At 70.9% G+C, this 14,643-nt stretch carries 10 protein-coding genes and 2 rRNA genes; all 12 read left to right on the top strand.

What is annotated here, in order from left to right:
• The first annotated feature begins 56 nt into the window (after positions 1 to 56).
• Positions 57 to 3,159 (top strand): 23S ribosomal RNA (locus MM438_RS09125).
• A gap of 71 nt (positions 3,160 to 3,230) precedes the next feature.
• Positions 3,231 to 3,347: ribosomal RNA gene (gene rrf / locus MM438_RS09120) — 5S ribosomal RNA — on the top strand.
• A 487-nt stretch (positions 3,348 to 3,834) separates the two neighbouring features.
• The gene (locus tag MM438_RS09115) at positions 3,835 to 4,893 is read left to right on the top strand and encodes a tetratricopeptide repeat protein (protein ID WP_241452148.1); all 1,059 of its coding nucleotides are present in this window, start codon (positions 3,835 to 3,837) and stop codon (positions 4,891 to 4,893) included.
• The gene (locus MM438_RS09110; RefSeq protein WP_241452147.1) at positions 4,890 to 5,930 is read left to right on the top strand and encodes an HAD-IIA family hydrolase; all 1,041 of its coding nucleotides are present in this window, start codon (positions 4,890 to 4,892) and stop codon (positions 5,928 to 5,930) included. The genes MM438_RS09115 and MM438_RS09110 overlap by 4 nt, the downstream gene beginning before the upstream one ends.
• 143 nt (positions 5,931 to 6,073) lie before the next feature.
• On the top strand, positions 6,074 to 6,265 hold the full coding sequence (locus tag MM438_RS09105; protein ID WP_241452146.1) for a hypothetical protein: 192 nt from the start codon (positions 6,074 to 6,076) through the stop codon (positions 6,263 to 6,265).
• A 45-nt stretch (positions 6,266 to 6,310) separates the two neighbouring features.
• A complete protein-coding gene (locus MM438_RS09100) occupies positions 6,311 to 7,144 on the top strand; it encodes a TlyA family RNA methyltransferase (protein WP_241452145.1) in 834 nt (277 codons plus the stop codon).
• The gene (locus tag MM438_RS09095) at positions 7,141 to 8,046 is read left to right on the top strand and encodes an NAD kinase (RefSeq protein WP_241452144.1); all 906 of its coding nucleotides are present in this window, start codon (positions 7,141 to 7,143) and stop codon (positions 8,044 to 8,046) included. Before MM438_RS09100 ends, MM438_RS09095 begins: the two co-directional genes overlap by 4 nt.
• A gap of 2 nt (positions 8,047 to 8,048) precedes the next feature.
• Positions 8,049 to 9,812 carry a DNA repair protein RecN gene (recN, locus tag MM438_RS09090; RefSeq protein ID WP_241452143.1) on the top strand — a complete coding sequence of 588 codons (1,764 nt, stop codon included), beginning with the start codon at positions 8,049 to 8,051 and terminating at the stop codon, positions 9,810 to 9,812.
• A 104-nt stretch (positions 9,813 to 9,916) separates the two neighbouring features.
• Positions 9,917 to 11,098, top strand: a complete 1,182-nt coding sequence (gene steA, locus MM438_RS09085) for a putative cytokinetic ring protein SteA (protein ID WP_241452142.1) — start codon at positions 9,917 to 9,919, stop codon at positions 11,096 to 11,098.
• The gene (locus MM438_RS09080; RefSeq protein ID WP_241452141.1) at positions 11,095 to 12,069 is read left to right on the top strand and encodes a copper transporter; all 975 of its coding nucleotides are present in this window, start codon (positions 11,095 to 11,097) and stop codon (positions 12,067 to 12,069) included. Before steA ends, MM438_RS09080 begins: the two co-directional genes overlap by 4 nt.
• Positions 12,070 to 12,157: 88 nt before the next feature.
• Positions 12,158 to 12,982: a hypothetical protein gene (locus MM438_RS09075; RefSeq protein ID WP_241452140.1), complete on the top strand. Its 825-nt coding sequence runs from the start codon at positions 12,158 to 12,160 to the stop codon at positions 12,980 to 12,982.
• Positions 12,964 to 14,619, top strand: a complete 1,656-nt coding sequence (gene murJ, locus MM438_RS09070; RefSeq protein ID WP_241452139.1) for a murein biosynthesis integral membrane protein MurJ — start codon at positions 12,964 to 12,966, stop codon at positions 14,617 to 14,619. The genes MM438_RS09075 and murJ overlap by 19 nt, the downstream gene beginning before the upstream one ends.
• The last annotated feature ends 24 nt before the right edge of the window (positions 14,620 to 14,643 follow it).

Raw genomic sequence — 14,643 nt, 5'->3', positions numbered from 1 at the left:
GTGGTGGTCACGGGTTTGTGTTTTGAGAACTACACAGTGGACGCGAGCATCTTTGTGGCCAAGTTTTTAAGGGCGCACGGTGGATGCCTTGGCACCAGGAACCGACGAAGGACGTAGGAATCTGCGATAAGCCTCGGGGAGTCGATAACCAGACTGTGATCCGAGGATTTCCGAATGGGGAAACCCGGCTGGAGGTATGTCCAGTCACCTGCACCTGAATATATAGGGTGTGTGGAGGGAACGTGGGGAAGTGAAACATCTCAGTACCCACAGGAAGAGAAAACAACAGTGATTCCGTCAGTAGTGGCGAGCGAACGCGGAAGAGGCTAAACCGGTCGTGTGTGATACCTGTCAGGGGTTGCACGGCCGGGGTTGTGGGACTTTCCTACCAGCACTGACATGCTGGTGAGCAGTAAGAAATCCATGATGTAGGCGAACGGTCTTGAAAGGCCGGGCACAGAGGGTGTTACCCCCGTAGCCGAAACGTCGTGGACTGCTGGAGAGCATCCCAAGTAGCACGGGGCCCGAGAAATCCCGTGTGAATCTGGCAGGACCACCTGCTAAGCCTAAATATTCCCTGGTGACCGATAGCGGACAAGTACCGTGAGGGAAAGGTGAAAAGTACCCCGGGAGGGGAGTGAAATAGATCCTGAAACCGTGCGCTTACAATCCGTCGGAGCCTCTTTGTGGGGTGACGGCGTGCCTTTTGAAGAATGAGCCTGCGAGTTAGTGCTCAGTGGCGAGGTTAACCCGTGTGGGGAAGCCGTAGCGAAAGCGAGTCCGAACAGGGCGATAGAGTCGCTGGGTCTAGACCCGAAGCGAAGTGATCTACCCATGGCCAGGTTGAAGCGCGGGTAAGACCGCGTGGAGGACCGAACCCACCTAGGTTGAAAACTGGGGGGATGAGCTGTGGGTAGGGGTGAAAGGCCAATCAAACTTCGTGATAGCTGGTTCTCCCCGAAATGCATTTAGGTGCAGCGTCACGTGTTTCTTGCCGGAGGTAGAGCTACTGGATGGCTGATGGGCCCCACCGGGTTACTGACGTCAACCAAACTCCGAATGCCGGTAAGTGAGAGCGTGGCAGTGAGACTGCGGGGGATAAGCTCCGTAGTCGAGAGGGAAACAGCCCAGATCACCAGCTAAGGCCCCTAAGCGTGTGCTAAGTGGAAAAGGATGTGAAGTTGCTGTGACAACCAGGAGGTTGGCTTAGAAGCAGCCACCCTTTAAAGAGTGCGTAATAGCTCACTGGTCAAGTGATTTTGCGCCGACAATGTAGCGGGGCTCAAGCACACCGCCGAAGCTGTGGCATTGACACATTGCTAAGCCCTTGTGGTTCAGGCGTGTTGATGGGTAGGGGAGCGTCGTGTGGCGAGTGAAGCGGCGGAGTGATCCAGTCGTGGACGCCACACGAGTGAGAATGCAGGCATGAGTAGCGAATGACGGGTGAGAAACCCGTCCGCCGAATAACCAAGGGTTCCAGGGTCAAGCTAATCTGCCCTGGGTAAGTCGGGACCTAAGGCGAGGCCGACAGGCGTAGTCGATGGACATCCGGTTGATATTCCGGAACCGGCGCAGTACCGCCCCTAGCGAGGCTGGTGATACTAAACCTGGTGAAGCGGCTCTAACCACCTTCGGGTGGGTGAGTCGTGGATGAGGTGACCTGAGCCAGTAGTAGTTAAGCGATGGAGTGACGCAGGAAGGTAGCCTCCGCGTGGCGATGGTTGTCCACGTCTAAGGATGTAGGCCGGCATGTAGGAAAATCCGCATGCCATGTGGCTGAGATCTGATAGTGACCGCGTATGCGGGAAGAGGGTGATCCTATGCTGCCTAGAAAAGCTTCTAGCGAGGGACTGAGCCGCCCGTACCCCAAACCGACTCAGGTGGTTAGGTAGAGAATACCAAGGCGATCGAGTGAATCGTGGTTAAGGAATTCGGCAAAATGCCCCCGTAACTTCGGGAGAAGGGGGGCCATGAGCGTGACGCACCTTGCGTGTAGAGCGTGAGTGGCCGCAGAGACCAGGGGGAAGCGACTGTTTACTAAAAACACAGGTCCGTGCGAAGAAGTAATTCGATGTATACGGACTGACGCCTGCCCGGTGCTGGAACGTTAAGGGGACCGGTTAGCCTCACGGCGAAGCTGAGAACTTAAGCGCCAGTAAACGGCGGTGGTAACTATAACCATCCTAAGGTAGCGAAATTCCTTGTCGGGTAAGTTCCGACCTGCACGAATGGCGTAACGACTTCCCTACTGTCTCAACCGCGAACTCGGCGAAATTGCACTACGAGTAAAGATGCTCGTTACGCGCAGCAGGACGGAAAGACCCCGGGACCTTTACTATAGCTTGGTATTGGTGTTCGGTACGGCTTGTGTAGGATAGGTGGGAGACTGTGAAGCATGCACGCCAGTGTGTGTGGAGTCAACGTTGAAATACCACTCTGGTCGTTCTGGATATCTAACCTCGGTCCGTGATCCGGATCAGGGACAGTGCCTGGTGGGTAGTTTAACTGGGGCGGTTGCCTCCTAAAGGGTAACGGAGGCGCCCAAAGGTTCCCTCAGCCTGGTTGGCAATCAGGTTTCGAGTGTAAGTGCACAAGGGAGCTTGACTGTGAGACAGACATGTCGAGCAGGGACGAAAGTCGGGACTAGTGACCCGGCGGTGGCTTGTGGAAGCGCCGTCGCTCAACGGATAAAAGGTACCCCGGGGATAACAGGCTGATCTTGCCCAAGAGTTCATATCGACGGCATGGTTTGGCACCTCGATGTCGGCTCGTCGCATCCTGGGGCTGGAGTAGGTCCCAAGGGTTGGGCTGTTCGCCCATTAAAGCGGTACGCGAGCTGGGTTTAGAACGTCGTGAGACAGTTCGGTCCCTATCCGCTGTGCGCGTAGGAAACTTGAGAAGGGCTGTCCCTAGTACGAGAGGACCGGGATGGACGAACCTCTGGTGTGTCAGTTGTTCTGCCAAGAGCACCGCTGATTAGCTACGTTCGGGAGTGATAACCGCTGAAAGCATCTAAGCGGGAAGCACGCTTCAAGATGAGGTTTCCATGCCCCTAGAGGGTGAGAGGCTCCCAGCTAGACTACTGGGTTGATAGGCCGGATGTGGAAGCACGGTAACGTGTGGAGCTGACCGGTACTAATAAGCCGATAACTTGACCCGAAGATTGCTCGCGTCCACTGTGTAGCTCCCGACACACAAACCTTCCTGGTTTGTTGACAAGTCGATAGAGTTACGGCGGTCATAGCGTAAGGGAAACGCCCGGTCTCATTCCGAACCCGGAAGCTAAGCCTTACAGCGCCGATGGTACTGCACTGGTGACGGTGTGGGAGAGTAGGACGCCGCCGGACAATCATTCACGTGTAGCCCCCAACCACAGGTTGGGGGCTACACGCATTTCTGTTTCTGCCCCGGACGCCGGCCCCTGGGCTGGCGGCTGGGGCATACTTGTGTCCAGACCCATGTGCATAGAGACCTACCGGCTTGCCTGGCCGGCGACGTGAGGAGAATCCGATGAACGACGACGCGCCCGAGAGCGAGTCCGGACAGCCACGTCGTGAGCCCAGGCGCGAGGAGCGACGGCCGTACGGTCGCGACCAACGGTCACCCCGCGGAGACAGGAGTGGGGACCGTGGGGAGCGGCGCCCCTACCAGCCACGCGATGGTCGCCCGTCGGACCACCGCGACGACCGGGGTGACCGTCGACCGTACGAGTCTCGTGACGACCGCGGTGGCCGGCCTCAGCACACCCGCGACGACCGCTCGCGAGGAGGGGATCGTCCGAGATTCGGGGAGCGCCGGGGGCACGCGCCTCGTGGCGGGCAGGGCCCCAGGGGGATGCGCTTCGCCGACCGGGACGAGCGCCGCGCCGGACCCCAGGACGAGGAACGCCACTCCGGCTCACGGCTGGTGCGTCTGGAGGGGCGCAAGCTCGAGCCGCTGATCGACGAGGACGTGACCGGCTTCGAGCTCGAGCGTCCGGTCAAGAACCAGCTCCGCACCCTGAGCAAGGAGAACGCCGAAGGCGTGGGCCAGCACCTGGTCATGGCCGCGCGGCTGCTCGGCGTCGACGACGACAAGGCCCTGGAGCATGCCGAGACCGCGGTTCGCCGGGCTGGTCGCGTCCCGGCGGTGCGCGAGGCCATGGGCCTGGTGCTCTACCGCCGGGAGGAGTGGGCCAAGGCCCTCGCCGAGTTCCGCACGGCCCGCCGGCTGTCGGGATCGCACCACCTGCTCCCCTTCATGGTGGACTGCGAGCGTGGTCTCGGTCGCCTGGACAAGGCGCTGGAGTTGGCGACTTCGCCGGACGCCCAGAGCCTGCCTCAGGAGGATCGGATCGAGCTCCTGATCGTCATCTCCGGCGTCAGGCGGGACCTGGGGCAGCTCGAGGCCGCCAAGGTCGAGCTCGAGGTACCGGCCCTGCGCCAGGGCATGAACCGGCCCTGGTACGCCCGCCTGGCCTACGCCTACGCGGACGCGCTGCTGGCCCTGGGGGACGAGGACGGCGCCGTCGAGTGGTTCCACCGGGCTGCCCAGAGCGACAAGGATGCCGAGACCGACGCGGACGAGCGTCTGGCCGAGCTCGAGGGCTTCACCTTCACCGACCTCCTGGAGGGCGAGGAGGACGACGAGGAGGCGGATGGCGCGGGTGCCCGCGAGGCCGAGGCCCCCCGCGAGACGCCCGCCGCCCAGCCGGAGACCGAGGCGGAGGGCCCCCACGGCGACACCGCTGCGAGCACCGACACCGCCGAGGCCCGCCACGACGCGTCGCGCGGAGGCGCCGCGGACCTGGGGGCCGAGTCCCCTGAGGCGCCGAAGACGACGCCAGTCCCGACCCCGCAGGAATCGACACCGACCGACGAGGCGACCGGGCCGCGTGAGGGAGGCCGCCGATGAGCGGCAGCTCGCTGCTGGACACCTGCGCCGGCCTCGTCGTCGATCTCGACGGCGTCGTCTACCGCGGGGCGGGTCCCGTGCAGCACGCCGTCGACGCGCTCAACCTCGCAGCCGAGCGGGGCCTACCCGTCATGTACGCCACCAACAACGCCAGCCGCCCGGCCGCGGAGGTCGCGTCCCACCTGACCGAGCTGGGTGTCCGCACGGATGCCGAGCACGTGGTCACCAGCGCCCAGGCCGGGGCGGTCCTGCTTGCCGAGCAGCTGGCACCGGGCGGTGTGGTGCTGGCCGTGGGCGGGCCGGGTGTCGCGCTGGCGTTGCGCGAGGTGGGGCTGTCCCCGGTCACGCCCCAGCAGCGGATCGACGATCCCGCGGTCGCCGAGCAGGTCGAGGCCGTGCTGCAGGGCTACGGCACCGAGCTGACCTGGACGGACCTCAAGGAGACGGCGTATGCCGTCAACGCCGGGGCCGCCTGGATGGCGACGAACGTGGACCTGACGATCCCCACCGACCGGGGCATCGCCCCGGGCAACGGCTCCGCGGTCGCCGCTGTCCGCAACGCCGTCGGCGAGGAGCCGCAGGTCGCGGGCAAGCCCTACCCGCCGCTGTACACCCGCTGCGCGGACCGCGTCGGCGGGGACGTGACCACGATGCTGGCCGTCGGGGACCGACTGGACACGGACATCGAGGGGGCGAACCGGACGGGCATGCCCAGCCTGCACGTGCTGACGGGCGTGGACGGGCCGGTGGCCCTCGCGGAGGCCGACCGCCTGCTCCGACCGACATACCTGGGCCTGGACCTGCGCGCCCTGCAGGAGCCGTATGTCGCACCGTCGGTGGACGGCACCGAGAGCGCCACCTGCGGTGAGGCGACGGCCCGGCTGGACGGCGACACCCTGGAGGTGTCCGGTGGCTCGCCGATCGAGCAGGTCCGCGCCGCGGTGACGCTCGTGTGGGTGGCGACCGACGCGCAGCGGCTGGAGGTGCCGCTGCCGGACGGCGTGCGCGCCACCCTGCAGCGGATCGACCCGCGCTGAGCCCCGCCGGCCGGTGCCCGGGGTGGTTCGTGCGCCGACCGGTCCCGCTGACGGGTGCGCCTGTCCACCAGGGGTCTGTCGGTCCCCGCGACTAGGGTGGTCGCGACAGGGGCACCCGTGGCGGCGCAGCGAGAGGCAGCGACATGACCGGTGAGATCGACGTCCCGACACCGGCGACCCTCGGTCCTGGTGGGGGACCCGATCCGGCCGTGGAGTCCGCCCTGCGGGAGCTCGAGCTCGCCGGTGAGCGCGAGGACGGACAGGCACAGATCGAGGCGGCCGCGCGGGTGCACCAGGTGCTGCAGGGACGGCTCTCCGGGGTCGCGGGCGCCTGAGGCCATGACGGGGTCAGCACCACGACGAGCAGGCAGGAGCGCGCGATGACGGACCAGGAGCCGACCACCGACGCCCCCGTGCGCCTGGACGTCGCCCTCGTCCGTCGCGGTCTGGCCCGCTCGCGTGGTCAGGCCCGGGAACTGGTCGACGCCGGGCGGGTGAGGCTGCGGGGCGCGACGTGCACCCGGCCCGCCTCGCCCGTGGCACCGCAGGACGACGTCACGGTGGAGGGCGAGCGGGACCCGTGGGTGAGCCGGGCGGCCCACAAGCTGCTCGCGGCGCTCGAGGACTTCCCCCAGGTGCGGGTCGAGGGCCGCCGCTGCATCGACGTGGGGGCCAGCACCGGTGGCTTCACCCAGGTGCTGCTCGCCCGAGGCGCCGCCGGCGTCTGCGCGCTCGACGTGGGCCACGGTCAGCTCGCGCCGACGGTCGCCGCCGACCCACGGGTGACCGAGCGGAGCGGGCTGTCGGTCCGCGACGCCGAGCCGGAAGCGCTCGGAGGCCCCTTCGAGCTGCTGGTCACCGACCTGAGCTTCATCTCGCTGACCCTGGTGGCCGAGCGGCTCGCCGACCTCCTGGTCCCTGGCGGGGACCTGGTGGCGCTCATCAAGCCGCAGTTCGAGGTGGGCCGGGGGCGGCTGGGCAAGGGTGGCATCGTCCACGACGCCGGCCACCGGCAGGAGGCCATCGAGTCGGTGCTCACCTCGCTCGCCGCCGCGGGGTTGCAGGTGCGTGATCTCGCGGGCAGCCCCATCCTCGGCACCGACGGCAACAGCGAATACCTTGTGTGGTGCGTGCGTTCCCCCGACGCGCGCCACGACCCGGCCGCGTGGACCGCGCGCGCCCGCCGACTCGCACAGCGAGGAGCCACCCCGTGAGCCGCAGGATCCTGCTCGTCGTCCACCACCGGCGGGCCGAGGCCCGCCTGCTCGCGCGCACGCTCGCCGAGCACCTCGCGGCGGCGGGGATCACTCCGGCGGTCGACGTGTCGGACCGTGCGGCGCTGGACCACGACCTCGGTGGCTTGGCCACCTGGGTCACGCCCGACCAGATGGGTGACTGCGAGCTGGTCTGCGTCCTCGGCGGGGACGGGACCATCCTGCGGGGCGCCGAGCTGGCCCGACCGTGGGCGACCCCCGTGCTGGGCGTCAACCTGGGGCACGTGGGCTTCCTGGCGGAGGCGGAGCGCGAGCACTTCGCCGACGTCGTCGAGCGCATCCTCGTCCGCGACTACGACGTCGAGGAGCGGCTGACGCTGGAGGTGGTGGCCCACGTCGGTGACCAGGAGCTGATCCGCACCTGGGCGCTGAACGAGGCCGCCGTGGAGAAGGCCTCGCGTCAGCGCATGCTCGAGTTGGTGCTGGGCATCGACGGCCGGCCGCTGTCGACGTGGGGCTGCGACGGCGTGGTGATGGCGACGCCGACCGGGTCCACCGCCTATGCCTTCTCCGCGGGCGGCCCGGTTGTGTGGCCTTCGGTGGCGGCCGTGCTCGTGGTGCCCCTGTCGGCCCACGCGTTGTTCGCCAGGCCCCTGGTGCTGTCGCCCGACGCCGAGGTGTCGGTGGAGCTGCTGCCCGACCAGGAGGGATCCGGGATCCTGTGGTGCGACGGGCGACGCTCGCTGGACCTGCCGCAGGGGGCCCGCGTCGAGGTGCATCGCAGCGCCACGCCCGTGCGGCTGGCGCGGCTGTCGGCGGCTCCCTTCACCGACCGCCTCGTCCGCAAGTTCGACCTGTCCGTCGCCGGCTGGCGCGGGCGCGGTCCCCAGCAGGGAGGCTGACCATGCTGCGCGACATCACGATCCGTGACCTCGGGATCATCGACGAGGCCGTCCTCGAACTGTCCCCGGGCCTCAACGTCGTCACCGGTGAGACCGGAGCGGGCAAGACGATGGTGGTGACCGGCCTGGGCCTGCTGCTCGGCGGGCGCGCCGCCGCGGACCTGGTGCGTGCCGGGTCGGACCGGCTGAGCGTCGAGGGGATCGCCGAGCTCGCCGTCGACCACCCGGCCGTGGTCCGCGCGGTCGAGGCGGGCGCCGAGGTGGACGAGGGTCTCGTCCTCGCCCGGACGGTCGCGGCCCAGGGACGGTCCCGCGCGCACCTCGGGGGCCGGACCGTCCCTGTCGGGGTGCTGGCCGAGGTGGGGGAGCGGCTCGTCGCGGTGCACGGCCAGGCCGACCAGTGGCGCCTGCGCTCCGCCGAGGAGCACCGCGTGGTGCTGGACGGCTTCGAGCCCCGCGTCGGCCAGCTGCTCGCGGCATACCAGCAGACCTATGACGAGCACCACCGCCTCGCCGCCGAGCTCCAGCAGCTGCGCACCGCCGCCCGCGAGCGGGTCCGCGAGGCCGACGCCCTGCGGGTCGCCCTGGAGGAGATCGAGGCCGTCGACCCGCAGCCGGGCGAGGACGAGGAGCTGCGCCTGGAGGACGACCGGCTCTCGCACGCCGACGCCCTGCGCGACGGCGCCTCCCGCGCCCACGTCCTGCTGTCCGGCGACGAGCAGGCCTGGGAGGCCGGCTCCCAGGGCGCCTTGGCCGCGATCGGGGAGGCCGTGACCGCCCTGGAGCCGTGGACGGCGCACGACCCGGCGCTGGCGGAGCTGCACCGGAGGCTCGCCGACCTGAGCTACCTCGCCTCCGACCTGACCACCGACCTCGCGGGCTACCTGGCGGACGTCGACGTCGATCCGGCGCGCCTCGCCCAGGTCCAGGAGCGCCGGGCGGCGCTCGGGCGGCTGCAGCGCAAGTACGGCGAGACGGTCGAGGACGTGCTCACCTGGGCGCAGGAGTCCAGCCGCACGCTGCTCACCCTCGAGGGCGCCGACGCCCGGATCGAGGAGATCGAGGCGCGCCTGGCCGAGCTCACGCCGCGGCTGGGCGCTCAGGGGGCCGAGCTGCACGACGCCCGGGCCGACGCCGCGCAGCGCCTCGGGTCGGCGGTCACGACCGAGCTCGGCCGGCTGGCCATGCCCCGGGCCCGGCTCGTCGTCGGCGTCACCACGCAGGCCCACGAGCACGGGCTGGAGCTGCCGTCGGGCGGGCGGGTGAGGTACTCCCGCAACGGGATCGACGAGGTGGAGATCGCCCTCGCGGCCAACGCCGGCGCCCCGCCCCGCAGCGTCACCAAGGCGGCTTCCGGCGGTGAGCTCTCCCGCGTCATGCTCGCGCTGGAGGTCGCCACCCACGGCGGCTCCACGGTGCCGACCTTCGTCTTCGACGAGGTCGACGCCGGCATCGGCGGCAAGGCCGGGGTCGAGGTGGGCGCCCGGCTCGCCGAGCTGGCCCGCACCGCCCAGGTGATCGTGGTGACGCACCTGGCGCAGGTCGCGGCATACGCCGATCGGCACCTCGTGGTCCGCAAGGCCGACGACGGGCAGGTCGCCGCCAGCGGCATCGTGGAGGTGACCGGGGATGAGCGGGTTCGAGAGCTCGCCCGGATGATGAGCGGCGACGACGGCCCCGCCGCCACGGAGCACGCCCAGCAACTGCTCGACAGCGCGCAGGGAACCGGGGCGGCGCGCCCGGGAGGTCGCCGCCGCTCGCGTTGAGACGCGCTGACGGGGCAGGTGGGTCCCGCCGGGGGGCTGCCCGCCGGCGGGACCGCGGCGTGGTCGGCGGGCCCCGCCGTGCCGACATGGCACCATGGGTGCCGATGTCCACCTACCAGGCCCGAGGCCGCGCCGCGCGCGACGGCTCCCAGCCGGTCGGGCGCCCGGTGCGGGTGGACCGGCGCACCAAGGACCTCACCAAGCGGCTGCGCCCCGGCGACCTGGCGGTCATCGACCACGCCGACATCGACCGGGTGAGCGCCGAGGCCCTGGTCGCCTGCCAGCCCGCAGCCGTGCTCAACGCCGCCCGCTCGACCACCGGTCGCTATCCCAACCTCGGACCGCAGATCCTCCACGACGCCGGCATCCTGCACGTCGACGACCTCGGCCCGGAGGTGATGGCCCTCACCGAGGGAACCCTGGCCGAGGTCCAGGACGGTGCCCTCGTCGTCGACGGCCGCCAGGTCGCCTCCGGCACGGTGCAGACCGCCCAGACCATCGAGGCCGACCAGACCCTCGCCCGCATCGGGCTGTCCCACCAGCTGGAGGCCTTCGCGGCCAACACCATGGAGTACCTCAAGAGGGAGCGGGCGCTCCTTCTCGACGGGGTCGGCATCCCGGACATCGTCACCCCCATCAAGGGGCGGCACGTGCTGGTGGTGGTCCGCGGCTACCACTACAAGGAGGACCTGCGGACGCTCCAGCACTACATCCGCGAGTACAAGCCCGTCCTCATCGGGGTGGACGGCGGTGCCGACGCGCTGCGCGAGATCGGCCGGCGGCCCGACCTGATCGTGGGCGACATGGACTCGGTGAGCGACGAAGCCCTGCGCTGCGGCGCCGAGGTCGTGGTCCACGCCTACCGCGACGGCCGCGCCCCCGGCCTGGACCGGGTGCGCTCGCTCGGGGTCGAGCCGGTCGTCTTCCCGGCCACCGGCACCAGCGAGGACATCGCCATGCTCCTGGCCGACGACGCCGGCGCCGAGCTCATCGTCGCGGTCGGCACCCACGCCACGCTCGTGGAGTTCCTGGACAAGGGGCGAGCCGGTATGGCGAGCACCTTCCTCACCCGCCTGCGCGTCGGCAGCAAGCTCGTCGACGCCAAGGGCGTGTCCCGGCTCTACCGGTCCCGGATCTCCGCGGCGTCGCTCGTCTTCCTCGTCCTCGCCGGCCTTCTCGCCCTGACCGCGGCGCTCGCCGCGACGCCGGGCGGCCAGGCCATGCTCCAGGCCGTCTGGGCACGCTGGGACGACTTCGTCTCGTGGCTCGGGAGGCTGCTCACGTGATCGACTTCCGTTATCACCTGGTCTCGATCATCGCCATCTTCATGGCGCTGGCCGTCGGGATCGTCCTGGGCGCCGGTCCCCTCAAGGAGGACATCGGGGCCACCCTGACCGCCGAGCTGACCAAGCTGCGCCAGGACAAGGTCGTGCTCAACGACCAGCTGGCCCAGAGCCGCAAGAACGTCGCTGCCGGCCAGACCTATGCCACGGCCACCCGGTCGGAGGTCCTCAAGGACCGGCTGTCCGGCCGCCGCGTCGACGTCGTCGTCGCCGCCGGTGCGGACGAGCCCACCGTCGGCGCCGTCCAGTCCGCCCTCGTCGACGCCGGGGCCACCGTCCCCGCGGTCGTGCGGCTCGACGAGCAGTGGACCCACCCCGAGGTCTCGGGTGACCTGGCCGCGACGGTCTCGGACCTCGCGCCCACCCTCGGGCTCAAGGTCGACTCCGTCCCCGCGGAGCAGCTGCCCGGGATGGTGCTCGGCCGGGCGCTGCTCACGAGCCCGGCCAAGGACGGCTGGAGCCGGCAGGGTCCGGCCGCGCAGGCCGCCCCGAACGCGCTCTCGGTGCTGCGCTCCAAGGGCCTGCTCAGCCTCCGGGGTGCCGCCGTCGAGCCCGCGACCCTCGTGGTCGCCGTGGCCGCGCCGATGACCCGCGCGGGCACCCAGCCCACCGACCCGCAGACCCAGGCCTATGCCGGGCTGGTCCAGGCCCTCGACCTGGTGGGGGAGGGGGCCACCCTGGTGTCCCCCAGCCGGCCCGCGGAGGACCCGGACAGCACCAGCGCCGCGGCGGTCGTCAGCGCGGTCCGCAACAACCGGGCCGTGGCGGCCGCCGTCACCACCGTCGACGACGCCGACCTCGCCATGGGCCAGGTCGCCACCGTCGTCGGGCTCCAGGGCCAGCTCACCGGCGAGGCGGGGCGGTACGGGATCGGGCCGGACGCCGAGGCCGTCGTGCCCGAGCTCACCCGCTGACCGGCCGGCCTGCCGACCCCGTGACCCGCCGACCCGTCCGAGCAGCCGCCGCCGCTTCCGGCAGCACACCTCGAAGGAGACCCGTCCGATGACCACCCGCGCCGCCTCCTCACCGGCATCCGCCCTGATCGCCGCCGGGTGCGCCCGGGCCGCGCTGGAGGGGCTGCGCCGCACCCAGCCGGGCGGCCGCGCGCTCTGGGACCGCACCAACCACGCCGGCCGGACCGTGAGCCTGCTCGAGGGCCCGGCCTGGGCGCTCGGGGCGATCGGAGGGCTGCTCGCCGGGGGCCGTGCCGGGACGGCCGGGGCCCTGGCGGTCGCCGGGGCCGCCGCGGTGGGGGCGCTGGACGACCACGTCGGGACCACGACGATCAAGGGCCTGCGGGGCCACCTCGGCGCCCTGCGGCAGGGACAGGTGACCACCGGCGTCCTCAAGATCGTCGGGCTCGCCGCCACAGGACTCGGCGCCGTCGCGGTCCTCGACGCGGCCGAGGGCCGCGGCCCCGGAGCGGGCACGCTCCTCGGCGGCGCGGTGGTCGCGGCTGCCGCCAACCTGGCCAACCTGTTCGACCTGCGGCCGGGCCGGGCCCTCAAGGTCGTCCTGCTCACCACCCCCGTCGCCGCGTGCGGGGGCACGCAGTCCTGCCGCCTGGCCGCGGTCACCGCCGGCGCCGGCGTCGCGCTGCTCCCCGAGGACCTGGCCGGCCGGACGATGCTCGGGGACACCGGCGCCAACGCCGCGGGAGCGCTCGCCGGGCTGGCCGCGGTGGCAGGGCGGGGGCCGCTCGGTCGCGCGGCCACCCTCGCGGTGCTCGGCGGACTGATCCTCGCCAGCGAGCGGGTGAGCTTTACCGCGGTCATCGCCCGGACCCCCTGGCTGGACGCGGCGGACCGGTGGGGCCGCAGCCGGTGACCGGCCGGGCCGCCCGCGGCCTCGCGGCCGCCGGGGCCGTCGTCGCCGTCCTGACCCTCCTGAGCCGGGTCGTCGGCTTCGGCCGGTGGCTGGTCTTCTCCCACGAGGTGGGGGCCGGGTGCGTGGGCAGCGCGTATGCCACGGCCAACACCGTCCCCAACGTGCTCTACGAGGTCGCCGCCGGAGGTGCCCTCGCCGCCGTCGCCGTCCCCCTCGTCGCCGGACACCTGGCCCGGGGGGACGACGCGTCGGCCGACCAGGTCGTCTCGGCGCTGCTCACCTGGGCGCTCGTCGTGCTCGTCCCCGCGGGCGTCGTCCTCGCGCTCCTGGCCGACCCGGTGGCGGGAGCCCTCACCGGGAGCGTCGGGTGCGCCGGGCAGCGCGAGCTGGTGGCCCGGATGCTGTGGTGGTTCGCGCCGCAGATCCCGCTCTACGGCATCGGCGTGGTCGCGGCCGGGGCGCTGCAGGCCCGGCGACGCTTCACCGGACCGGCCCTGGCCCCGCTGCTGTCCAGCCTGGTCGTGATCGCGGCCTACCTGACGTATGGCGCGCTGACGCGACCGGCCGAGCCGTCGCCTGCCTCCGGTGCCCTCGTCGCCCTGGCCGGCGGAACCACCCTCGGGGTCGTCGCCCTGAGCCTGCCGCTGCTCGTCCCGTTGGTGCGCGACGGGGTGCGGCTGCGGCCCACCCTGCAGCTCCCGGCCGGGGAGGCGGCCCGGGCCCGGGCCCTCGCGGGGGCCGGGCTCGTCGCGCTGCTCGCGCAGCAGGCCGCGGTCCTCGGCACCGTGTGGCTGGCCCAGCTCCGCGGCGGCGTCGGCGCGCTGAACGCCTACCAGTACCTCCAGGCGGTCTATGTCCTGCCCCATGCCGTGCTCGCGGTGCCCGTGGCCACGGCGATCTTCCCGGCGCTGTCGGGGGCATCTCGCGCGCCGGGGAACGTGGACGAGCCGGACGCCGCCGTGGCCGCCCGGCTGGCCGGGGCGCTGCGGGTGATCGTCGTCGCCGGGTCGCTGGGCGCGGCGGTCCTGGTGGGAGCCGGGCCGGCCGTCGGCCGGTTCTTCGCCGCGGTGGACGCGAGCCGCCACCAGGCTCGCGCCGACCGCGCCATCGACCTGGCCGCCGTCGTCGGACCGGGCCTGACGGCCTTCGCGCCCGGGCTCGTGGGCTTCGGGCTGCTGGCGCTGCTCACGCGGGCGACGTACGTCCGGGGGCGGGCCTGGACGGCGGCGGGCTGGAGCGCGGCGGGGTGGGCGCTCGCCCTCGTCGTGCCCCTGCTCGCGACCAGGACCGGCGCGGGCGCGACCCAGGTCCTCGTCGCGCTCGGCGTCGGGAGCTCGGTGGGGATGACGGTGGCCGCGCTGGGGCTGCTCGCCGCCGTCCGTGCCGCCTGGGGAGAAGCCGGCGTGCGCGGCGTCGGCCGCGGACTGGTGGCCGCCGTCCCGGTCGTGGCCCTGGGTGGTCTGGCCGGTCGGGCCCTGGGCTCCGCGCTGCCCGCCCCGACCGGCGCCTGGACCGCGGTGGCGATCGGGATCGCCTGCGCCGCAGCGGCGTCGGCCGTCTGGGCCACCATGGTCTGGCTGCTCGACCGGGAGGCGGCCCGGTCCCTCGTCCGTCGGGTGAGTCGAGCACGCGGCTGACCCCCGGCCCGTGATGGGATGACG

The sequence above is a fragment of the Arsenicicoccus dermatophilus genome (assembly GCF_022568795.1).
Lineage (GTDB): Bacteria > Actinomycetota > Actinomycetes > Actinomycetales > Dermatophilaceae > Arsenicicoccus > Arsenicicoccus dermatophilus.
Note: the sequence above shows the minus strand (reverse complement) of the source record. Positions and strands in the feature narration are given on the sequence as shown.